This is a genomic window from Streptomyces hamibioticus (assembly GCF_047946815.1).
Lineage (GTDB): Bacteria > Actinomycetota > Actinomycetes > Streptomycetales > Streptomycetaceae > Streptomyces.
In genome coordinates this window covers 1,397,774-1,419,801 of sequence record NZ_JBKKQY010000001.1, presented here as the reverse complement: position 1 = coordinate 1,419,801, position 22,028 = coordinate 1,397,774, and the positions used below count along the sequence as shown (strand labels likewise).

The 22,028-nt window shown below is 72.6% G+C and carries 21 protein-coding genes; 14 read left to right on the top strand and 7 right to left on the bottom strand.

From position 1 onward, the window contains the following. The first annotated feature begins 4 nt into the window (after positions 1-4). From ACLGIH_RS06445 to ACLGIH_RS06425, 5 genes are read left to right on the top strand one after another with little or no spacing between them, the layout of a single operon-like run. Positions 5-568, top strand: coding sequence for an NADH-quinone oxidoreductase subunit J (locus ACLGIH_RS06445; RefSeq protein ID WP_416529306.1), 564 nt, complete (start codon positions 5-7; stop codon positions 566-568). Next, on the top strand, positions 565-870 hold the full coding sequence (locus ACLGIH_RS06440) for an NADH-quinone oxidoreductase subunit NuoK (RefSeq protein ID WP_416524238.1): 306 nt from the start codon (positions 565-567) through the stop codon (positions 868-870). The genes ACLGIH_RS06445 and ACLGIH_RS06440 overlap by 4 nt, the downstream gene beginning before the upstream one ends. Then, positions 867-2,738 carry a proton-conducting transporter transmembrane domain-containing protein gene (locus tag ACLGIH_RS06435; RefSeq protein ID WP_416524237.1) on the top strand — a complete coding sequence of 624 codons (1,872 nt, stop codon included), beginning with the start codon at positions 867-869 and terminating at the stop codon, positions 2,736-2,738. Before ACLGIH_RS06440 ends, ACLGIH_RS06435 begins: the two co-directional genes overlap by 4 nt. Positions 2,739-2,741: 3 nt before the next feature. Continuing rightward, positions 2,742-4,247: a complex I subunit 4 family protein gene (locus tag ACLGIH_RS06430; protein WP_416524236.1), complete on the top strand. Its 1,506-nt coding sequence runs from the start codon at positions 2,742-2,744 to the stop codon at positions 4,245-4,247. After that, positions 4,244-5,671, top strand: a complete 1,428-nt coding sequence (locus ACLGIH_RS06425) for an NADH-quinone oxidoreductase subunit N (RefSeq protein ID WP_416524235.1) — start codon at positions 4,244-4,246, stop codon at positions 5,669-5,671. Before ACLGIH_RS06430 ends, ACLGIH_RS06425 begins: the two co-directional genes overlap by 4 nt. 81 nt (positions 5,672-5,752) lie before the next feature. Here the strand turns inward: ACLGIH_RS06425 and ACLGIH_RS06420 are convergent, their stop codons facing one another. The 6 genes from ACLGIH_RS06420 to ACLGIH_RS06395 form a co-directional block, all read right to left on the bottom strand. Then, positions 5,753-6,709, bottom strand: a complete 957-nt coding sequence (locus ACLGIH_RS06420) for a sigma-70 family RNA polymerase sigma factor (protein WP_416524234.1) — start codon at positions 6,707-6,709, stop codon at positions 5,753-5,755. A gap of 10 nt (positions 6,710-6,719) precedes the next feature. Further along, complete coding sequence (locus ACLGIH_RS06415; RefSeq protein ID WP_416524233.1) at positions 6,720-7,922, bottom strand: NAD(P)/FAD-dependent oxidoreductase; 1,203 nt, start codon at positions 7,920-7,922, stop codon at positions 6,720-6,722. 235 nt (positions 7,923-8,157) lie between these two features. Continuing rightward, entirely contained in the window at positions 8,158-9,390 is a 1,233-nt protein-coding gene (locus ACLGIH_RS06410) for a cytochrome P450 family protein (RefSeq protein ID WP_416524232.1), read from the bottom strand. Between the two features lie 444 nt (positions 9,391-9,834). Further along, the gene (locus ACLGIH_RS06405) at positions 9,835-10,200 is read right to left on the bottom strand and encodes a DUF6624 domain-containing protein (RefSeq protein ID WP_416524231.1); all 366 of its coding nucleotides are present in this window, start codon (positions 10,198-10,200) and stop codon (positions 9,835-9,837) included. A gap of 116 nt (positions 10,201-10,316) precedes the next feature. After that, the gene (locus tag ACLGIH_RS06400; RefSeq protein ID WP_416524230.1) at positions 10,317-10,979 is read right to left on the bottom strand and encodes a response regulator; all 663 of its coding nucleotides are present in this window, start codon (positions 10,977-10,979) and stop codon (positions 10,317-10,319) included. Next, positions 10,976-12,103: a sensor histidine kinase gene (locus tag ACLGIH_RS06395; protein WP_416524229.1), complete on the bottom strand. Its 1,128-nt coding sequence runs from the start codon at positions 12,101-12,103 to the stop codon at positions 10,976-10,978. Before ACLGIH_RS06395 ends, ACLGIH_RS06400 begins: the two co-directional genes overlap by 4 nt. Positions 12,104-12,322: 219 nt before the next feature. Here ACLGIH_RS06395 and ACLGIH_RS06390 point away from each other — a divergent pair, with 219 nt between their 5' ends. Then, positions 12,323-12,748, top strand: coding sequence for a DUF6223 family protein (locus ACLGIH_RS06390; protein WP_416524228.1), 426 nt, complete (start codon positions 12,323-12,325; stop codon positions 12,746-12,748). A 271-nt stretch (positions 12,749-13,019) separates the two neighbouring features. On the opposite strand, the gene ACLGIH_RS06385 is transcribed toward ACLGIH_RS06390, so the two are convergent. Further along, positions 13,020-14,468: an alanine/glycine:cation symporter family protein gene (locus tag ACLGIH_RS06385; protein WP_416524227.1), complete on the bottom strand. Its 1,449-nt coding sequence runs from the start codon at positions 14,466-14,468 to the stop codon at positions 13,020-13,022. A gap of 681 nt (positions 14,469-15,149) precedes the next feature. Between ACLGIH_RS06385 and ACLGIH_RS06375 the strand changes: the two genes are divergently transcribed. From ACLGIH_RS06375 to ACLGIH_RS06340, 8 genes are all read left to right on the top strand, one after another. Continuing rightward, entirely contained in the window at positions 15,150-15,782 is a 633-nt protein-coding gene (locus ACLGIH_RS06375; protein WP_416524226.1) for a PP2C family protein-serine/threonine phosphatase, read from the top strand. Next, entirely contained in the window at positions 15,779-16,150 is a 372-nt protein-coding gene (locus ACLGIH_RS06370; protein ID WP_416524225.1) for an STAS domain-containing protein, read from the top strand. Before ACLGIH_RS06375 ends, ACLGIH_RS06370 begins: the two co-directional genes overlap by 4 nt. Positions 16,151-16,388: 238 nt before the next feature. Beyond that, entirely contained in the window at positions 16,389-17,153 is a 765-nt protein-coding gene (locus tag ACLGIH_RS06365) for a GntR family transcriptional regulator (RefSeq protein WP_416524224.1), read from the top strand. 148 nt (positions 17,154-17,301) lie between these two features. After that, a complete protein-coding gene (locus ACLGIH_RS06360) occupies positions 17,302-18,426 on the top strand; it encodes a TIGR03364 family FAD-dependent oxidoreductase (protein WP_416524223.1) in 1,125 nt (374 codons plus the stop codon). A 4-nt stretch (positions 18,427-18,430) separates the two neighbouring features. Further along, a complete protein-coding gene (locus ACLGIH_RS06355; protein WP_416524222.1) occupies positions 18,431-19,168 on the top strand; it encodes an HAD family hydrolase in 738 nt (245 codons plus the stop codon). Beyond that, positions 19,168-20,265 carry an ABC transporter ATP-binding protein gene (locus ACLGIH_RS06350; protein ID WP_416524221.1) on the top strand — a complete coding sequence of 366 codons (1,098 nt, stop codon included), beginning with the start codon at positions 19,168-19,170 and terminating at the stop codon, positions 20,263-20,265. The genes ACLGIH_RS06355 and ACLGIH_RS06350 overlap by 1 nt, the downstream gene beginning before the upstream one ends. Positions 20,266-20,272: 7 nt before the next feature. After that, positions 20,273-21,235, top strand: a complete 963-nt coding sequence (locus ACLGIH_RS06345) for a 2-aminoethylphosphonate ABC transporter permease subunit (protein ID WP_416529305.1) — start codon at positions 20,273-20,275, stop codon at positions 21,233-21,235. Beyond that, positions 21,222-22,019 (top strand): ABC transporter permease, encoded by a 798-nt coding sequence (locus ACLGIH_RS06340; RefSeq protein ID WP_416524220.1) that lies wholly within the window; start codon positions 21,222-21,224, stop codon positions 22,017-22,019. The genes ACLGIH_RS06345 and ACLGIH_RS06340 overlap by 14 nt, the downstream gene beginning before the upstream one ends. The last annotated feature ends 9 nt before the right edge of the window (positions 22,020-22,028 follow it).

The window sequence follows — 22,028 nt, the reverse complement described above, 5'->3', positions numbered from 1 at the left end:
GGCAATCGTGTCCACCGCGCTGTTCGCGGTGCTGGCCGTCCTGGCACTGGTCAGTGCCTTTCTGGTGTTCCGCCTCGACTCCATGGCGCGGGTGACCTTCGCGCTGCTGGCTTCCCTGTGCTGCGTCGGCGGTCTGGTGATCCTGCTCGGACTGCCGTACCTGGGGGTCGTCGTGGTCCTGATGATGGTCATGGAGATGGTCATCATGGCCGTGTTCATGATCGCCTACATGATGAACCCGGCCGGGCTGATGCCGATGGCGATGGTCCACAACAAACGCGGCTCGCTGGTGATCAGTATCGGGACGTTCCTGGCCCTGGCCGCGGGCGTCCTTCTGGTGCCGTGGCCGGACCGGGTGGGGAAGGCGCCGTCGGACACCACCTTCCAGGCCGGTGAGGTCCTGATGGGCCCGCAGATGCTGACGATGGTGACGCTGGGATTCGTGCTGCTGGCCACGATGGTCTCGGCGACGGTGCTGGCCACCCACCGCGGCCGCTACGACCGGTTCGGCGACGACCTGGACCGGCCACGGCCGCGGGATCCGGCGGGCGGAGGTGTCGGCCGGTGATCCTGGAGCTGTTCCTCCTGCTCGCCGCGGGGCTGTTCTCGATCGGCCTGTACGGCGCGCTGTCCCAGCAGTCCATCGTCATGATCATGATGGGCATCGAGCTGATGATCGGCGGCATCATCGTCGGCGCCGCCGCGTTCTGGCACTTCCTGGCCCCGGCCGCCGCGAGCGGGCAGATGGTGATCGTGGCCGCGGTCGTCGCGATGGCCGTGGAGATGGCCATGGGCTTCGCCGTCACCACGGCCATCTTCCGGTCCCGCCAGGTCGACATGACCGACATGGCCGAGGACCTCAAGGGATGAGCGCGCTGCTGTGGCTGCTGGTCGCCCTCCCGCTGGTCGTCGGCGGCGGGCTGGCCGTGGCCGGCCGGGCCGCCGACCGGGCCGCCCCCCTCATCGGCGTGGGCGCCGCACTGGCGACGCTCGCCCTGGCCGTCGTGGCGGCGGTGGACCGCCCCGCGGCGAGCGCGCCGCTGTTCGCGGGGATCGAGGCCGGGCTGCGGGTGGACGGTCTGTCCGCCGTGATGGTGGTCACCGTGGCCGCGGTCACCACGGCCGTGCTCGTCTTCTCCGCCGGCCGGCTCGGCCACGGGCGGCACCCGGGACGGTTCTTCGGTCTGATGCTGCTGTTCGCGGGGGCCATGCTGGTCACCGTCACCGCGACCACGCTGCCGTTGCTGCTCATGGCGTGGGAGGTGATGGGCGCCACCAGCTGGGCGCTGATCGGTTTCCGGTGGCACGAGCCGCACCGGGTACGGGCCGCGGACACCGCGTTCCTCACCACCCGGGCCGCCGACCTGGGCCTGTACCTGGCCGCGGGGGCGGCCCTGGCGGGCGGTGCCGGCTCGCTGCACCTGGACGCGCTGCCGGGTGCCGCCTCGCCGTGGCTGGACGTGGTGACCGCCGGTGTGGTGCTGGCGGCGCTCGGCAAGAGCGCACAACTGCCGTTCTCCTTCTGGCTGTCCAGGGCCATGGAAGGCCCCAGCCCGGTGTCGGCGCTGCTGCACTCGGCCACGATGGCGGCCGCCGGCGCCTACCTGCTGCTGCGGCTGCACCCGCTGCTGGCCGCCACCGGGTGGGCGGAGCCGCTCGTCGCCTGGACCGGAGCCGCCACCGCGCTGCTGCTGGGCGTCGTCGCGGTCGCCCAGTCCGATCTCAAACAGCTGCTGGCGGCCTCGACCTGCGCACAGGTCGGGTTCATGGTGCTCGCCGCCGGTGCGGCCGGCGTGGCCGGCGGCACCGCGCACCTGGTGGCCCACGCCGCCACCAAGGCGCTGCTGTTCCTGGCCGCCGGTGCCTGGCTGAGCGCGCTCGGCACCAAACGGCTGCCCGCCCTGCGCGGCGCCGCCCGCTCCTGGCCACTCGTGGGAGCCGCCTTCACCGTCGGCGCGCTCGCGCTGGCCGGCCTGCCGCCGCTGTCGCTGTGGGCGACCAAGGACGAGGTCCTGGCCGCCGCCCGCCAGGACAGCACCGCCCTGTACGCGGTCGGGCTGGCCGCCGCGGCCGTCTCCGCCGTCTACAGCGTCAAAGCCCTCTGGTACGTGCTGCGGCCCGTGCCCGACGACGCCTCGGACGGCTACGACACCGAGGAAGAGGGCACCCGCAGGGTCGCCCCGGCGATGCACCCGCCGCTGATGGTGCTCGCGTTCGCCGCCGCGACGCTGGGCGTGCTGGCGCTGCCGGACGTCGCCGCGGCCCTGCGCTCGACGGTCGGCACACCCGGCGGACCCCGCCCGCACGCCTGGGAGCCGGCGCTGTCGGCCGCGGTCGCGCTCGCCGCGGCGGGGCTCGCCTGGTGGCGGGGACCGCGCCCCGCCCCCGGCCCGCCCGCGGTGCGCCGGTGGGCCGGCGCCTGGCTGGGGCTGGAGCGGGCCGCGCACGCACTGCTCGTGCGGCCCGTCATGGGGCTCGCCCGGGCTGCGGCCACGTTCGACGACCGGATCGTCGACGGGACGGTACGGCAGGTGGCGCGCGGCGGACTGGCGGCCGCCCGGGTCGCCGGCCGTACGGACGACGGCGGGATCGACGCACTGGTCGGCGCGGTCGCCGCCGGCGCCCGCCGGCTCGGCCGCGCGGCCCGCCGCCCGCAGACGGGACTGCTGCACCAGTACTACGCCCAGGCCGCGGTCGGCTTCGCGGTGCTGGTCCTGATCCTGCTGTTGGTGAGGTAACCCATGCTGACCCTCGTCACCTTCCTGCCGCTGCTGGTGTGCGCCGTGCTGTGGCTCTGGCCGCGCCCCCTGCCCGACCGCGCGTGCACCGGGGTGTGGATCGCGACCGCCGTGACCGATCTCGCCCTGGTCGTCGCCCTGTGGGCCGGGTTCGACACCCGCGGCGGCATGCAGTACGAGCAGCGGGTGTCCTGGATCCCCGGTGCCGGGGTCGGCTACCACGTCGGCGTGGACGGGCTGTCCCTGCCGCTGGTCGCCCTCACCTGCGTGCTGTTCCTCGCCGTCGCCGTCTACTCGCTGCGCGAGACCCGCCGGGTCCGCACCTACGCATGTCTGTTCCTGTTCCTGCAATCCGTGTCCCTGGGCCTGTTCGTGGCCCTGGACCTGATCCTGTTCTTCGTCTTCTTCGACCTGTCCATCGTCGGCATGTTCTTCGTCATCGCCGGCTGGGGACACGGCGAACAAGGCCGCGCGGCGGCGCTGAAGTTCTTCCTCTACACCTTCATCGGCTCCCTCGCCCTGCTGCTCGGCTTCATCGGCCTGTTCCTGGCCGCCGAGCCCCACACGTTCGACATGGTGGAGCTGACCGAAGCGAACCCGCTGGCCGGCCGGGGCACCTACGCGGCACTGGTGCTGCTCGCCATCGGCCTCGGCCTCGCCGTCAAGACACCCACGGTGCCCTTCCACACCTGGCTGCCGCCCGCCCACACCGACGCCCCCGCCGCCGGATCCGCCATCCTCGCCGGGGTCCTGCTGAAGATGGGCACCTACGGCTTCGTCCGCATCGCGATGCCGATGCTGCCGGACAGCTGGCGCCGCTACGCGCTGGTCTTCATCGTCGTCGGCGTCGTCTCGGTCGTCTACGGAGCGCTGGTCGCCCTCGCCCAGGCCAACTTCAAACGCATGATCGCCTACACGTCCGTCAACCACATGGGCTACATCGTCCTGGCGGTCGGCGCCGCGGGCGTGCTGGCCGGCACCGACGCCCAGGCGCGGGCGCTGGCCGTCACCGGAGCCGTCACCCAGATGGTCAGCCACGGTCTGCTCACCGGCGCTCTCTTCCTGCTGGCCGGAGTGCTCCACGACCGTGGCGGCACCTACGACATGGACGCCTACTCGGGACTCGCCACCCCCTCGCCCCGGTTCGCCGGTGCCACCGCCGTCGCCGCGTTCGCCAGCCTCGGCATCCCCGGTTTCTCCGGCTTCATCGCCGAGTTCCAGATCTTCACCGGCAGCCTGGCCTCCCAGGCCACGGCCACCGCCATCGCCCTGACCGGCATCCTGCTGACCGCGGCCCTGTTCCTGCGGGCCCTGCGGCGGATGTTCCTGGGGACCGTACGGCTGCCGCAGTCCGTCCGCACCGGCGGCTTCCGTGATCTGGCCCCCGTCGAAGCCGTCTCCATCGTGCCGCTCCTGGCCCTGGGCCTGGTCATCGGCGTCCTGCCGCGCTTCCTCCTGGACGTGATCGAGCCGTCCGGCCGCGCCCTGGTGGGACTGATCACCCGATGAGGAACGAGAACCTCGCCGCCCTGCTGCCCGAGATCGCCCTGCTCGCCGCGGCCGTCACCGGTCTCCTCGCCGGGTCCTGGCTGCCCCGCCGCCGCCAGTGGGCCGTAGGCGTCCTGGCCGCCGTCGCCTGCCTGACCGGCCTGGTGGCCACCGCCGTCACGATGGCCACCGACCGGGAACAGACCGTCTTCTCCGACGCCTTCGCCGTCGATGCCGCCACCGGCGCCGGGCGCCTGATCGTGCTCGGCGCGCTGCTGCTGGTGCTGGCGGCCTCCGTCGAGACCGTGCGCGGCCACAAGCGGGAGAGCGAGTACTACGTGCTGCTCCTGCTCTCCGCCGCGGGCGCCCTCGCCATGATCGGCGCCAGCGACCTGCTGATGCTCTTCGCCGGCTATCTGCTCGCCAGTGTCCCCGCCTACGCACTCGCCGGATTCGCCAAGGACGCCCCGGGCACCGAGGCGTCCTTGAAGTACTACCTGATGGGGGCGGTACTGGGCACCACCATGCTGGCCGGGATCGCGGTGCTGTACGGCGTCGGCGGCGGGACCGTCTACGGCCGGCTGCACCTGTCCCTGGGCACCGCCCCGTACGCGGCCGTGGCCCTCGGCCTCGTCGGCGTCCTCGGCGGCCTGCTGTTCAAGATCGGCGCGGTACCGGCGCACTTCTGGGTGCCCGACGTCACCGACGGGACCCCGGCCCCGGTCGCCGCCTTCGTCACCACGCTGCCCAAAATCGGCGGGCTCATCGCCGCTTTCCGGCTCGTCCACCGGGCGCTGCCCGCGGAGACGGTCAACTGGCCCCTGCTGCTGGCCGTCCTGGCCGCCGCCGCCATGACGCTCGGCAACCTCGCCGCCTTCTTCCAGAGTTCCGTCAAGCGGCTCCTGGCCTACTCCACCATCAGCCAGGTCGGCTACCTGCTCATGGCCGTCGCCGTCGCCACCCGCAGCGACCTCGCCCAGCAGGGCCTGCTCCTCTACCTGGCCGCCTACGCCCTCACCAACCTCGGCGCGTTCGCCGTGGTCACCGAACTGCCCGAGGCCCGGACCCTGGACGACTACCGCGGGCTCGCCCGCCGCCACCCGGGCCTCGCCGCCGTCCTGGTCGTCTGCCTGCTCGGCTTCGTCGGCACCCCGCCCACCGGCATCTTCCTCGGCAAACTCGAAGTCTTCAGCGCCGCGATCGACGGCGGCTACGCCTGGCTCGCCGCCCTCGCCGTCGCCAACACCGTCGCCTCCCTCTTCTACTACCTGCGCTGGCTCGTCCCCCTCTTCCGCCCCGCCCCCGCCGGCCGGCCCGCCCAGGTCCAGGCCGCCCTGGGCCGCTGGTCCGCCGCGGCCGCCTACACCGCGGGCACCGCCTCCCTCGCCCTCGGCCTGGCGGGCGGTGCCGCGATCCCCCTCACCCTGGGCCCTCTCCTGCGCTGACGGCTCCGACGACCGGTGAAGGGTGCCGGCGCTTCCTCTTGCCGGTGGTGATGACCGCGCCCGGCCGCGGTCGGCGTGGGGTCACCACCGGGGGATGAGCGGCGCGTCCGGTTCGTGCCGCCGCCAGGTCTCCGCGAGCCGGGCGAGGCGGGTGGGGGCGGCGATGCCGCGCACGGTCGCGATCCTGCCGTCGGCGATGTCGAACGTGACGGCACCGACGACCTGGTCGCCGACCACGGCGAGGATGGCGGGGGCACCGTTGACGAGCGCGTAGTGGATGGCGGGCATGCCGCCGGCCAGTCGCCGTTTCGCGGGTGTGGGTTTGAAGCCGGCCCGGGCGACGGCGGCGATGCGCTGCGCGGTGTCGTACCGCAGCAGCCTGTCGGTCAGGCCGGCACCGTCGGAGATCGCGGTCGCGTCGTCGGTGAGCAGCGCCACCAGCCGTTCGGTACGGCCCGAGGTGGCGGCGGCGAGGAACTCCTCGACGATCCTGCGGGCGGAAGCCGGGTCGGCGTCACCGCCGCCGCGGCGGCTCGCGGCGGTGACGCGGCGCCGGGCCCGGTGGAGGTGCTGCTGGCTCGCGGACTCGGTGATGCCGAGGATCTCGGCGATCTCGGCGTGGCTGTGCGAGAACGCCTCCCGCAGCAGGTAGACGGCCCGCTCGAGGGGCGACAGGCGCTCCATGAGCGTCAGCACGGCCAGCGAGACCGATTCGCGCTGCTCGAACGTGTCGGCCGGGCCGAGCATCGGGTCGCCGTCGAGGAGCGGTTCGGGCAGCCAGGCGCCGGCGGCGCGTTCGCGGCGGGCCTGTGCCGAGCGGAGCCGGTCGAGGCACAGGTTGGTGACGACCTTGGTCAGCCATGCCTCCGGCACCTTGATCCGCTGCCGGTCGGCGGCCTGCCAGTGCAGGAAGGCGTCCTGCACGGCGTCCTCGGCGTCGGCGGCGGAGCCCAGCAGCCGGTAGGCCAGCGAGGCCAGCCGGTTCCGGCTGGCCTCGAACCGACCGGTGTCGAAGCGATCAGCGGCGGTGCTGTCCACGCGGACCACCCTAGGCGGCCGCGCGGTTCACGGCGGTCGCGTCCGGCACGGCGGCCAGGCGGCGCTTGCGCTTGGGCACGCCGAAGGTCGGGTGCGAAGTGGTCCACAGCGCCGCCCGGAGGATGCCCGCCTTGATCCGCGCGGCCTTCCGGCCGCCCAGGTACTTCGGCTTCGCCCGCCCTTCGGCGTCGACCATCTGCAGGATCCCGTCCCGCCGCCCGAGGCTGATGTGGTTGCCCAGGTACTCCAGTTTGGTGTTCGGGACCTTGCGGCCGGTCAGGCGTCCCACGATCGCCTCCGTGGCCTGCATGCCGGTGTAGCCGGCCGAAGCGCAGGACATCGGCAGCGGCCGGCCGTTGCCGCCGATGGCGTGGGCGCTGTCGCCGACGGCGTAGACGTCCGGGTGCGAGACCGACCGCATGGTGCGGTCGACGACGATCCGGCCGTTGCCGGTGACCTCCAGCCCACCGGCGGCGGCGAGGGGGGTGACGGCGAACCCGGCCGCCCACACGGTCGCGTCGGACGCCAGGGCGGTGCCGCCGGCGCACCGCACGCGCGCCGCTTCGACGGCTTCCACGCCGGTGTGCTCCAGGACGGTGACGCCCAGCCGGTCGCAGGCCCGGCGCAGGTGGCTGCGGGCCCCGGCGGAGAGCTGGGCGCCCAGCTCTCCGCGGGCGACCAGCGTCACCGACAGGCCGGGCCGGGATTCGGCGATCTCGGTGGCGGTCTCGATGCCGGTCAGCCCGTCGCCGACGACCAGCACCTTCCCGCCTTCGCCCCGCCGGTCCAGGCCGTCCAGGCGTTCGCGCAGGCGCAGCGCCGAGGGCCGGCCGGCGACGTCGAAGGCGTGCTCGGCGACGCCGGGGACGCCGTGGTCGGCGGCGCGGCTGCCGAGCGCGTAGAGCAGGGTGTCGTAGCCGAGCTCGCCGCCGCCGTCGGCGTCGGCCACGGCGACGGCGCGGCGCTCGGGGTCGAGGGCGGTGACACGGGCCAGGCGCAGCCGTATCCCCGTGCCCGCGAAGACGTCGGCGAGCTGCGGAGCCTCGATCTCCTGGCCGGCCGCGAGCTGGTGCAGCCGCAGCCGCTGGACGAAGTCCGGCTCGGCGTTGACCACGGTGATCTCGGTGTCCGCCGGGGACAGCCGGCGGGCCAGGGTCCCGGCCACGTAGGTCCCGGCATAGCCGGCGCCGAGGACGACGATGCGGTGCTTCATGTGCTGCTCCTGTCGGTTCGCTTGGTCTCGGTGACTTGAGCGGAGCAGCGCACCGATTGCTGACAGGAACTGCATGTGACATGGAGCACAGTGCGGCAGGGGTGCCGCCCGGCGATCTCGGGACGCCGAGGCGGCGCGACCGCAGTCCGACCCGGACGAGTGGCCCGGTGGACCCGGTGGACCCGGTGGACCCGGCGCCGGACACCGTGACTCCGACGCCGTGTTCGCGTGGTGATCAGCCGGCGTCCGGCCCCAGACGGACGGGCAGGGTCAGGTGTCCGTTGCTGATCAGGGTGGGCAGCGGGCGGAGTTCGTCGGCGGGGACGGCGAGCCGGGCCTCGGGGAAGCGGTCGAAGAACATGCGCAGGACGGTGGCGACCTCCAGCCGGGCGAGCGGGGCGCCGAGGCAGAAGTGCACCCCGTGCCCGAAGGCCAGGTGGTCCTTGGTGGGCCGGGTGACGTCGAAACGGTCGGCGGACTCGCCGTGCCAGCCCGGGTGGCGGTTGGCGGCGCCGTAGGAGGCGAGGATCGCGTCGCCCCGGGCGATGGTCTGTCCGTCGGGCAGGGGGATGTCCGCGAGGGCGAAGCGCAGGGGCAGGTGCTTGACGGCGGATTCGTGCCGCAGGGTCTCCTCCACGACGTCGGACCAGTCGGCGCGACCGGCGCGGAGGTGGCCGAGCTGCTCGGGGTCGGTCAGCAGGGCGGTGACGGCCTGGTCGATGACGTTGACGGTGGTCTCGTACCCGGCACCGATCATCAGCAGGAGCGTGTCGCGGAGTTCGTTGTCCGTGAAGCCGCCACCGTCGCCCTCCTCGTCGCGGGCCGCGATGAGCAGGGAGGTCATGTCGTCGCCGGGACGGGCGCGCTTCTCCGCGATCAGCTGGTCGAGAGCCTCGTACACGGCGGCGGTGTTCGCCGCGGCCTCCTCGGAGGTGAGCGTGGTGGCGAAGACCCCGTCGACCATGGAGCGGAAACCCGGGCGCCGGGGCTCGGGCACGCCCATGAGCTGGCCGATCACCGCGATCGGCAGCGGATAGGCGAGATGTTCGCGCAGGTCGACGCTCTCCTGGGCCGGCCGGGCCGCGAGGTCGTCGAGGAGGCCGGTGACGGTCGCTTCCACCGCCGGCCGCATGGCCCGGACGCGGCGCGAGCCGAAGGCCGGTGCGACCATCCGGCGCAGTCGGCGGTGATCGGCGCCGTAGGCGGTGAACATGTTCTCGACCGCCACCCACAGGGCGAGGGGCCACGTGGAAACGGTCTCGGCGAAGGCCGGCCAGTGCGCTCGCGCGTCCTTGGAGACCTGCGGGCTGGTCAGAAGCCGTTTGAGCAGGTCGGGTTCGGTGATCGACCAGGCGGTCACGCCCAGGACGTCCACGCGGGCGGCCGGGCCGCGGGCGCGCAGGGCCTGGTACTCGGCGTGGTGGTCGGGTGCTGCGGGGTCCAGGACCAGTATCGGCTGCTCGGGCATGAGCTCTCCTTCGGTGGTGACGGGGCGAGGGGAGTGCGACGGAGCGGGGAGCGGTGCGGTACTCGGCGAGCCCGGCGAGTGCGCGTTCCCTCGGCCGGGCCGGCGCCCCACGGAAGGCGTCCGCGTCGGCGCTGCCGACGGCGGCGGTCGATCGCGCGCGGCGGCGGACAGCGCGTCACCTGCCGGGCGTCGGGCCCCGGGCCGGCGGTGGCGGCGCCGGGGCGCCGACCCCGCTCTCCCGGCGTACCGCCCGGCGGGCGCGGACCCGCCCGCCCGTGCGGACGCAGGGCCTGGCCGTCTCCACCACACTCGGTCATCTGCTGGCGCACCCCGCACCGGTGAACTCGTCCTCCGTGTCCACGGCCAGTCTCCTTCGGGCCCGGCGGCAGCGGTAGGCCGCCGCCGGCCGGGGCGGGCGGCTTCCGGCCACGCGGGCGACGGGCGTCAGGTCATGGAGAACTCGGCAACGTACTCGCCGAAGGGATCGATGCCGACGTCGGCGCGGAGTCCGTCCATGGGCTCGGGCTCTGCGCAGGGCCACGGAAGCGGTGCCCCGTCCTTCACGCCGGCGGTCTGCGTGCCGTAGATCTGCTTCCGGCCCTCGTCGACCAGCGTGCGGTCGCGCAGGAACGCCGGCTCCCGCGGACCGGCCGCGCCGGCCGACACTGCCTCCCGCATCAGCTTCAGGGCACGTCGCCGGACGCCGAGCTGCCGGTCACCATGCCGTGCGGTGAGCCGGCGCCAGGCCAGCTGTTCGGCTGGGTCGTCGCCGTTCGCGTGCACCGCGGACCGGTGATCGGCCGCGGCCATGGCGGTGAGTTCCTCCGACTCACTTGCCGCAGCGCACGGCCACCGCGGGGAAGCCGCCCCTTCAGGACGTGACCGCCCGCTCGCCTTCGCCGCGGCGCTCGTTGACCTCCTTGGCGTCACGGGCGCCGCGGGGTCACCAGGCCGGATTCGTAGGCCAGCACCACGAGTTGGGCCCGGTCACGGGCCCGGAGCTTGGTCATGGCCCGGTTGACGTGCGTTTTCGCGGTCAGCGGGCTGATCACCATGCGATCCGCGATCTCCTCGTTGGACAGGCCCTGCGCGACCAGAGCGACGGCCTCGCGTTCGCGGCCGGTCAGTTCTTCCAGCCCCGTACCGGTATGGGGACGGAGCGGCTGGGTGACGTACCGGTCGATCAGCTTCCGGGTGATCGACGGCGCCAGCAGCGCGTCGCCGCGCGCGGCGACCCGTACGGCGTGCAGGAAGTCCTCCGGCACGATGTCCTTGACGAGGAAGCCGGCGGCACCGAGGCGCAGCGCGTCGAAGACGTATTCGTCCAGGCCGTAGTTGGTCAGGACGACCACGCGGACCCCGGCCAGGGCCGGGTCCGCGGCGATGAGCCGGGTCGCCTCGATGCCGTCGAGGACCGGCATCTGGATGTCGATGAGCACGATGTCGGGCAGGTGCTCCTTGACGAGTTCCAGGCCCTCCTTCCCGGCGGCGGCCTCGGCCACCACCTCGATGTCGTCCTCGAGGTCGAGCAGGGCGCGGAATCCGCTGCGGATGAGCGGCTGGTCGTCGACCAGCAGGACACGGATCATGACCCTCGTTCCACGGGGAGTTCGGCCTGGACGGTGAAGCCGCCCTCGCTGCGCGGCGCCGCCCACAGCCGGCCTCCGAGGGCGGTGACTCGTTCGCGCATCCCGAGCAGACCGATGCCGGGCACCAGGCCGGCGTCCGGTGTGGCGCTGCCGTCGTCATCGACCTGGAGGGCGAGAGAGTCCGGCCGGAAGTCGATGCGGACCGACGCCGAAGTGGCGGAGGAGTGACGGGCGATGTTGGTCAACGACTCCTGAACGATCCGGTAGGCGGTCCGGCCCACCGCGGCCGGTACCTCGTGCCGCTTCCCCTCGATCGTCAGCGTCGCCGCCAGGCCGGTCCTACCGGCCCGCTCCACCAGTTCCGGGATGTGGTGGAGCCCGTGCGGCGGGGTTGTGCCGTCGTCGCGCAGCGCTTCCAGGGTCGCCCGCAGTTCCCGGGTCGCCTCACGACCGGCCTCCTGGATCGCCAGCAGCGCCTCCGGCACCTCTTCACCCCGCTTGCGGGCCACATGGACGGCGACTTCGGCCTGCACCTTGATGACCGAGATCTGGTGGGTGAGCGAATCGTGCAGCTCACGCGCGATGTGCAGCCGCTCCTCGTCGGCGCGGCGCCGCGCGGTCTCCTCCCGGGTGCGCTCGGCCTCGTCCGCCCGCCGCTCGGCCTGCCGCAGCGCTTCCCCCGCGGCCCCGGCGGCGACCAGCCAGGCCAGCTCCAGTGCGCCTCGGGCCCGCGCGAACGCCTCGCCCGTGTCGTGCAGGCCCGAGGCCAGGGTCGCGAGGGGGAGAGCCGCCAGCATGGTCACGGACGCGGCCACCGTGGCGATGCGATGCCCCGCCCGCACGGCGGCGTACACCGCGAACAGGTAGGCGACGGCGGGCACGTCGAAACCGGCCGCCTGGTACCCGACCGCGCACAGGCCGGTGACGGCCAGGACGGTGACCGGAGCCCGGCGGCGCGCGGCCAGCGCCAAGCCGCCGGCCGCCAGCAGCGCGTGCCCGAGCAGGTCGGGACTCGTGACCGAGCGATGCCCGGACACCCCGGTGACCAGCAGCGTCACCGCAACGCCGACGGCGATCGCCCAGTCTCCGGTACCGGCCCGAACACCGAACCGTCCTTTGCCCATGCGCGCACCCTAGCCGGATGCCGACTCGGGCGAGTCCCGCTCGCGGACGAGCGGCCGACTACCGCGCACGCGGTACATGCGCGGTGCCTGCCGCGCCTGCGGCAGCCGGGTGCGGCATCGGCGGCAGCGCGAAGTGCCTGCGGCTGCGGGACGACCGGCGGCCGGTCCGGCGGACATGCTCGGGTGACGTCCAGACGCAGGAAGAGAAGGAGCACCTCGATGTCCATCCGTCGTCTGCTGGCCGCCGCCGCGGCCACTGCCCTGATCGGCGTTCTCGGGCTTGCCTCACCGGCGGCCGCGCACGTCCCGGTCCAGCCGCTCGCCGCCGGTTCCTACGACCTCGGCCTCGGGCGACTCGGGGCCGCCACCGGTGCGCTGGTGGGGCTGGCCGGCGTGGCGATCGCGGGGCTGGCGCTGGCCCGCCCGGCCGGTCGTCTCGGCGCGGCCAACGGAACACGCGGGGCCAAGGCGGCCATGGCGGCGGGGCTGGTCGGCACGGCCCTCGGCGCCCTGGTCGCGGCCACCGCCGACGGCGGTCTCGGCACCGGCAACGGGCTGGGCGGGGCCTACGTGGCCATGCTGGTGGGGCTGGTCGGCACGGCCCTCGGCGGTCTGGCTCTGGCCCGCTGTCGCCGCACGGGCTGACCGGCCACGGCGATCGGCCGGCAGTTCCCGGCGCGGGCCCGCGAGGTCATGGTCGGAGACGGTCCTCGCAGGGTCCGTCCGTACGACGCCCGGGCGCCCTGCGTGACGTACCTCGCCGGCAACGGCGTGCCGGGTCACCTGCTCGCCATGCGGTCCGGAACACCTCCCCGTCCCGATCTTGGGACCGTCCCTCGGTCCCACATGGCACAGGGCGGCACCCTTCCAGGATGCCGCCCTTCGACGTGCACGGTCGTGCCGGGGTGCGTTCGTGTCAGAGCGAGCCGACCGGCGTCCGCTCCTTCGGGGGGGAGTCCTCGTCCGACGCGCCCCAGCATTCCACCTCGCCGCGCAGGCCCGGCACCTGGTCCTTGCGGAAGACCGGGTCGAGGCCCTGGCTGCGCTGGGCCATGTAGTCGTCGAGGAGGCGGAAGGCGATCGCGCCGAGGGGGATGATCGCGATCAGGTTGACCAGGACCATCAGGCCCATCGTGACGTCCGCGAGGCTCCAGACCAGCGGTACTGAGCCGATCGCGCCGAGGACGGCGCAGGCGACGACCACTGCGCGGTACGAGCTCATCACGCTCTTGCTGCGGGTGATGAACTGGATGTTGGACTCGCCGTAGTAGTAGTTACCGATCATGGAGCTGAAGGCGACCATGAAGACCACCAGGGTCAGCAGGTGGCCCGCCCAGCCGCCGAGCGCGCTGGTGAAGGCGGACTGCGTGACGTCCGCGCCGCCGCGTACACCGAGGGTCGGGTTGGCGGACAGGATCACGAAGGCGGTCATGGTGCAGATGACCAGGGTGTCGAAGTAGACGCCGAGGGTCTGGACCAGGCCCTGCTTGACCGGGTGCGTGGTCTCCGCGGCCGCGGCGGCGTTCGGGGCGGAACCCATGCCCGCCTCGTTGGAGAACATGCCGCGCCGCACGCCCTGCAGGATCGCCGTACCCACGGCGCCACCCGCGACCTCGCGGAAGCCGAAGGCCCCGCCGATGATGTCGCCGAGCATGCCCGGCACGCTGCCGAGGTTGAGGAGCACGATGACCAGGCCGACCAGCAGGTAGAGCCCGGCCATCACCGGGATGATGACCTTGGTGACGGCCGTCAGGCGCTTCACGCCGAAGAACACCGCGAGCGCGAGCAGCACGGCGAGCACGACGCCGAGGACGGGGTTGAACCAGGAGGCGTCCGAGCCGAAGGAGCCCTTCGCGGCCACCGTGATGGTGTTGGACTGCACGGCGGTCAGCACGAACCCGAACGTCAGCGTGATCAGAACGGCGAAGACCACGCCGAGCCAGCGCTTTCCGAGCGCCTTCTGCATGTAGTAGGCCGGGCCACCTCGGTACGTACCGGGCTCGGTGTCGCGCACCTTGTACAGCTGGGCCAGGACCGACTCGACGAACGCCGAGGCACCGCCGACCAGGGCCATCATCCACATCCAGAAGACGGCTCCGGGGCCGCCCAGGGTGATCGCGGTGGCCACGCCGGCGATGTTGCCGGTGCCGATCCGCGCGGCGGCGGAGATGGTGAAGGCGCCGAAGGGGCTGACGCCGGACTGCGGCTTGTCCTTGAAGACCCGGAACATCTCCGGGATCAGGCGGATCTGCACGCCCTTGGAGCGCAGCGTGAACCAGACGCCGGCGACGGCGACCAGCGGAATCAGCAGATATGTCCAGAGGACGTCGTTGAGGTCGACGACCCAGGCTTCCAACGTGCTCATGCGAATGCTTCCCGGTTCCTCGTGAGTCGGGGAATCGGCCCGGTTTCTGCATGCGCGTACAGGTCGTGTACGGAGCGGACGGTCGGGCCGGGTGGTGCGCAGGCAAACGCCCCGCAAACCCCAGGACTCTAGGCTGACGTCGCCGTTCCTGCCTATGGTTCCTGAAAGTGGTCTATCTCACATCAATCCGGCACCTGCGAGAAGTCACCGGCCGAAGCCGTCGTCAGAGCTGGTCGCCGACCCGACGTGAGGTCATCCGATGCCTCGAGCGAAATGCCGCCCGAGAGGTCCGCAACCTGGTCAGGACGGCATCCAGTGTCCCCCCGTTGGAGGGGCGTCCGTGAGACGTGAGAAGGTCTGGGGCGTGAGTGAGACACCGTCGAACACCCTGCAATACCGCTTTGACGGGCCGGAAGAGGCTCCCGTCCTGATCCTGGGTCCCTCACTGGGTACCACATGGCACGGGTTGTAGAGACCGTCCAGGGGCGTCTGTGCCAGTCTACTGAGGGCATGAAATTGCAGGTCGGAGCCTCTTGGGCCGAGAGCGTCTGCCCGGTTGGTGATGGCTGTGTGATACGCGGGTGATATGGCGAGGCCCCGCCGAGGTCCGTCCTGGCGGGGTCTCTGCCCGGATCCGTGAGACGTCGAAGCCGCACCAGAGCCCTCCGGTGCGGCTTCGACGTGAGGTCGAACGCGCTGGCGCGCACGATGCGGTCGGTGCCGCTAAGGAGTCCGCGTGCCTGTAACTCTCTCGGGTGCCTGATTTGTGATCGCACCCGCACGGCGCTGCTGCTCGACCCGGCCATCGGGAGCCGGTTCTGCACGGCCGTCTTCGGTGTCCTCGAGCCGCACGAGAAGGCAGGGTTCACCGTCACGGTGTCCACCGGCGGCCACCCCCCGGCCTACCACCTGCGCGGCCAGGGGGCGGTGGAAGCGGTGCGTCCCCAGGGCGGCATGCTCGTCGGCGCCTTCGCCGAGGCGCGCTTCGCCTCTCACACCTTCCACCTCGCTCCGGGCGAAGGGCTGCTGCTGTACACCGACGGGCTGACCGAGGCCCGCGCCGCAGGCGGCGAAGTGCTGGGCGAAGCGGGCCTGACCGGCTTCCTCACCGCCCGCACCGCACCCAACAGCGCCACGGCAGTCATCGAAGACACGGTCGCCCTCATCGAGTCCCTGCCCGAGTGCGCCGGTGACGACATCGCTTTGCTGGCCCTGTCCGTGCCCTCTGCTGACGCCGCGGTCGACGGCGTCACCGCCGCCGCCCACACCATCGCCTCCACCGGCGACGGCGACATGCCGGAGAGCCGACCGTGACCGACTTCGGCCTCACCCCACAGCACACCGACGGCGACCTCGTCCTGGCCGACATCACCGGGGAACTCGACCTCACCACCGCGCCGGGCCTGCGCGCCCAGGCACTGGACCTGGTCGAACGAGGCCACCGCCATCTGATCCTGGACCTTGAGGCCGTCACCTTCTGCGACTCCTCCGGCTTCAACGCCCTGATCGGCATCTGGCGCTGCGCCACGGCAGCCGACGGCACCCTGGTCCTGTCCGCCGTCCCCGACCGGCTTCAGCGGATGCTGAACCTCACCGGGCTGAGCACCCTGCTGCCCGCCTACCCCACCGCCGCCGACGCCCTCACCGCGCACACCCGCAGCCAGGACGCGGCCACCACGTAACCCCCTGCGGCAGCCATCGCCCGAAGAGACGGCCACCTCTACTCAGTCCAGGAAACGCCCTTCGGCAGTGCGTCAAGGCTGCTTCGAACCAGCCACCAGTCCAGATCCCGCCGGGCACTCCGCGCTCCCTCACCGTCGTCGTCCTGCTGCTAGCCGGCGACACCGGTGCCGTGCGGTGGGGTGGGGTGGGCCGGGCGCCGATGACGGACGTACTCGCCCTGTCTGCGACGATCCCTGCGTGGACTACCCGAACGACCAAGCCCCCGGCGCCCCCGTTCGCTCCGGCATCCCGGAGCACGGCCGCGTGCCCAAGTACTACGCCGTGAAGGCGCGGATCGACCGACTCGTCGACGAGCTGGGGGAAGGTTCCGCCATCCCCACCGAGCGTGACCTCTCCGAGCGGTACGAGGTCGCCCGCGAGACGGTGCGCCAGGCGCTGCGGGAACTGGTTCTGGAGGGCAAACTGCGTCGGCAGGGCCGCGGCACGGTGGTCGCGGGACCCAAACTGGAGCAGCCGCTGTCCCTCGCCAGCTACACCGAGGGCGTGCGCCGCCAGGGCCGCACCCCCGGCCGTACGCTGGTCGGCCTCGACCGCTTCCCCTGCCCGGCCGCGCTCGCCGTGGAGACCGGTCTCACCCGCGGCGAACCCGTCTGGCACCTGGAGCGTGTACTGCTCGCCGACGACGAGCGGGTCGGTCTGGAGAGCACCTACGTCGCCGTGTCCCGTGTCCCCGACCTGGACACGGCCTTCCACCCCGACTCGTCTTTCTACGCCTACCTCGCCCGCGAGGGCATCGCCTTCGGAGACGCTGACGAGCGGATCGAGACGGTGCTCGCCACCCCACGTGAGGCGCTGCTCATCGGCACCCCGCCGGCCCTGCCCATGCTGCTGATCCACCGTGTCTCGCGGGACGCCGACGGCCGCCCGCTGGAGCGGGTGCGGACGCTGTACCGGGGCGACCGCTTCTCGTTCACCACGCGTCTGACGCAGCTGCGCGCCTGAAAGCGACGGACAGCGGCTGGAAATCCTCGCTTCCGACCCCCTTAGATCACGTTGAGATAACGGGTCTAGCCCAAACGTGATGGCCGGTTCACGTTCCCGTTGTCAGCCGGAAGCCTCCGGTTCCCCCAGGCCAAGGAGCGTTGCCGCCGTGAGAGTGATAGTCGTCGGAGCAGGCGTGGTGGGCACCATGCACGCCTGGCAGGCAGTGGAACGCGGCCACGAGGTCGTACAGATCGAGCGCGAGACGGAGGCTCGCGGCGCCTCGCTGCGCAATTTCGGCCAGATCTGGGTCAGTGGGCGCGCGGGCGGCGCGGAACTGGAGACCGCACTGCGCGCCCGGGAGCTGTGGGAGGAGATCGGCGGCCGGGTTCCGGCGCTGGGCTTCCGCCCCAACGGCTCCCTCACCCCGGTCCGCGGGGCCCTGGAGGTCGCCGTCGCCGAGGCCGCCCTCGCCCGCCCGGACGCCGCCGCCCGTGGCTACAAGCTGCTCACCCCCGGCGAGGCACGCGCCCTCAATCCCGCCCTGCGCGGCGAGTTCGACGCCGCGCTGCACTGCGAGCGGGACGCGGCCGTCGAGCCGCGCACCGCCCAGCTCGCCCTGCGTGCCGAGCTGCTCAAGTCCCCGCACTACACGTTCCTGCCCGGCCGCGAGATCCGGGACGTCATCGGCGAGAACGCCGTCCGCGACGACCACGGCGACACGCATTCTGGCGACGCGGTCGTCCTGTGCACCGGCGCCTGGCTCGGCGGACTGGTCCGCGAGCTGGCCGGGCCGGAGCTGCCGGTGCGCCGGGTCCGCCTCCAGATGATGCAGACCGACCCGCTCGGCGAGCCGCTGACCACCTCCGTCGCCGACGCCGACAGCTTCCGCTACTACCCGGCGTACCGCTCACCCGCCCTGGACGAGCTGAACGCCCGGCAGCCGCAGCCGTCGACGGCCGCGGAGCACCGTATGCAGCTGCTGATGGTCCAGCGCGCCGACGGCGGCCTGACCCTCGGCGACACCCACGAGTACGAGCACCCCTTCGCCTTCGACACCGTCGAGGACCCCTACGAGCACCTCACCGGTGTCGTCGAGTCCCTCCTCGGCCGCCCGCTGCCCAAGGTCCGGCGCCGCTGGGCCGGGGTGTACGCGCAGTGCACCGATCCGGGCCGGGTCGTGCACCGGCAGCGGGTGCGCGAGGGGGTGTGGCTGGTCACCGGGCCCGGTGGGCGCGGCATGACCTGCTCGCCCGCGATCGCCGAAACCACCGCGAACGAACTTGGCTGGTGAACCCATGACCGACCCGACCGCGAAGACCGCCGAGACCGCCGACGAGCGCCCCGAGACCCTGGGCATCCGTCTCGTCGTCCTTGACATGGCCGGCACCACCGTCGCCGACGGCGGCCTGGTCGAGCGCGCCTTCGACACCGCCGCCCGTGAGCTGGGCGTGGAGCCCGGTACGGACGGCCATGCCGAGAAGCTCGCATACGTCCGTGCCACCATGGGCGAGTCGAAGATCTCCGTCTTCCGGCACCTGTTCGGTGACGAGGACCGCGCCCGGCGCGCCAACGCCGCTTTCGAGAAGGCCTACGGCGAACTGGTCGACGGCGGTCTGATCGCCCCGGTCCCCGGAGCCCGCACGGCCGTCGAGGAACTGGCCGCCGACGGCCGGACCGTCGTTCTGACCACCGGCTTCGCACGCGTCACCCAGGACGCCCTCCTCGCCGCCCTCGGCTGGCAGGAGCTGGTGCCGCTCACTCTGTGCCCCGCCGACGTCGGCGGGCGCGGGCGGCCGTACCCGGACATGGTGCTGGAGGCCTTCCTGCGCACCAAGGCCGCGGACAGCGTCCACCAGGTCGCCGTCGTCGGCGACACCTCCTACGACGTCCTCAGCGGCGTACGTGCCGGAGCCGGACTGGTCGCCGGCGTCCGCACCGGAGCCCACAGCGACGCCGCCTTCCACGCTGCGGGCGCGAGCCACGTGCTCGCCTCGGTCGCCGACCTGCCCGCCCTGCTGCGGAGGACCGGCTGATGGCCACCGGAGGAACCAGCACCACCCACACCGCCAGCACCACCAGTGGCATCCGCTTCGACGCGGTCACCGTCGCCTATGCGGGCCACGTCGTCCTGGACGCCCTCGACCTCACCGTCGCACCCGGCGAGGTCATGGCGCTGCTCGGGCCGTCCGGGTCCGGCAAGACCACCGCGCTACGGGCGGTCGCCGGGTTCGTACGGCCCGCCTCCGGGCGAGTCTTCCTCGGCGACCGTGACGTCACCGGCCTGCCGCCGCACCAGCGGGGCATCGGCATGGTCGTCCAGCAGTACGCCCTTTTCCCGCACATGCGGGTCCAGGACAACGTCGCCTTCGGGCTCAAGGCCCGCAAGGCCGCCAAGTCCGAGACACGCACGCGAGTCGCTGAGGCGTTGGAGATGACCGGCATGTCTGCCTACGCCCGGCGCTATCCGCGCGAACTGTCCGGCGGCCAGCAGCAGCGCGTCGCCATCGCCCGCGCGCTCGCCATCCGTCCGAACGTGCTGCTGCTCGACGAGCCGCTGTCCGCGCTCGACGCCCAGTTGCGCTCCGGGATGCTCGCCGAGCTGGCACGGCTGCACCGCGAGCTGCCCGAGGTCTCCATCCTGTACGTCACCCACGATCAGGTCGAGGCGCTGACGCTGGCCGACCGGATCGCCGTCATGGACAGGGCCCGACTCCAGGCATGCGGCACGCCGCAGGAGCTGTACCGGGCGCCGACGGACCAGTTCACGGCGTCCTTCGTCGGCAACGCGAACCTGCTGCCGGTTGTGGTCGGGGCCGAAGGAGCGGCCTTCGGGGACGCCGAGATCAAGGTCGACACGCAGGGGATCGCGCCGGGAGCGTCGGCGACGCTGTGCGTACGCCCGCATCTGGTGGGGCTCGGGGACGGGCCCAACCGGCTGGCCGGGACCGTGCGGGAGGTCCAGTGGCGGGGGGCCACACACCGGTTGTACGTCGATGTGGACGGGCACCGGGTGATGGCCGACCTGCGTGAGCTGAAGGCTCCGCCGGTGCACGGGGATGCGGTGAGCCTGCACTTCGCGCCCGAGGACGCGGTGCTGCTGCCCGCGGGGGTGAACGCTGATGAACAGTGAGCCCGCGCTGTCGGCTGTGCCCGCCCGTTCCGCGACGGCGCCTCCCCTGCCGCTGCGGCACGAGGGGGCTGACGGCCGCCCGCATCCGCCGGAGCCGCGGGGGGCGGGGCGGCCACAGCGGTCGCGGGGGGTGTCGCGGCCGACGCGCTCCACGTGGGGCCCCTACCTCTGGGCCCTGCCCCCCGTAGGACTCCTGGCCCTCGTCTTCCTCTACCCCCTCGCCCTGGTCGTCCAGCAGTCCTTCCAGCCGGACACCGGCGGCACCTCCGCCGAGCCCTACGCCGACGTCTTCGGCTCTAAGTCGTTCCGGGAGGCACTGTGGACGACGGTGTGGCTGGCGGTGGGCTCGACGGCCGGCTGCCTGGTGCTCGGGTTCGTCCTCGCGCTGATCATCGCCTTTGTGCGGTTCCCCGGCGCGCGGGCGGTGTCGAGGTTCATCGACGTCTTCCTGTCCTTCCCCTCCTTCCTGATCACGCTGGCCCTGCTGTTCGTCTACGGCACGGTCGGCATGGCCAACGGACTCTGGACGAACGTCACAGGGACTGTCGAGGGACCCTTCCAGTTCCTCACCACGCCCTGGGGCGTGCTGCTCGCGGAGATCACGTACTTCACGCCGTTCGTGATGCGCCCGCTGCTCGCCGCGTTCTCCCAGCTGGACACCGCCCAGCTGGAGGCGGCCAGTTCGCTCGGTGCCCGCGCGCCCCGCATCGTCCGGCAGATCATCCTGCCCGAGGCACTGCCCGCGCTCGCGGTCGGCGGCAGCCTCGTCCTCGTCCTGTGCCTCAACGAGTTCGGCATCGTCCTGTTCACCGGCGCCAAGGGCGTCACGACCCTGCCGACGCTCGTGTACAGCAAGGCGATCCTGGAGTCCGACTACCCGGGCGCCTGCGTGGTCGCCGTCGTCAACGTCCTTCTCTCCGTGGGCCTGTACGGCCTCTACCGGGTGGTGAGCCGACGTGCTGGTGCATAGCCGCACGGCGCGGTGGGCCCTGTGGGCGGTCTTCCTCGTCCTCTTCGTACCCCTGTTCGCGCTGCCGCTCCTCGTCGTCCTCGGCGCCTCCTTCGCCACCAACTGGTCGGGCGTCCTGCCCTCGGGCCCGACCACCGCCAACTACCAGGCCGCCACTCGCGGCGAGACCTTCCATGCCCTCACCACCAGCCTGGTCACCGCCCTCACCGCCAGCCTGCTCGCGCTGGCCGTCGGCACCTGGGCCGCACTCGCGGCCGCCGCCCTCAGAAAACGCCACCGCAAGGTGATGGACGCCGTGTTCGTGCTGCCGGTCGCCGTGCCCTCGGTGGTCGTCGGCCTGGCTGTCCTGGTCGCCTTCTCCCAGCCGCCGTTCCTCCTCAACGGCACCCGCTGGATCGTGATCGTCGCGCACGCCGTCCTGGTCACCGCCTTCGCCTACCAGTCCGTCTCCGCCGCGATCACCCGCCTCGACCCGGCCTACGAACAGGCCGCCGCTTCCCTCGGCGCCGGGCCCGCCTACGTCCTGTGGCGGGTCAAGCTGCCGCTGCTGCTGCCCTCCCTCACCGCCGCCGCCAGCCTCTGCTTCGCCCTGTCCATGGGCGAGTTGAGCGCCACGATCATGCTCTACCCGCCGGACTGGACGCCGCTGCCGGTGCTCGTCTACGCGGCCACCGACCGTGGCGCCCTGTTCACCGGCTCCGCGATCGCCGTGGTCCTGATGGCGGCCACCCTGCTGGTGCTGCTCGGCGGCTCCCGCATCCGTACCCGCGCCTCCTACCGCTGACGCAACCGC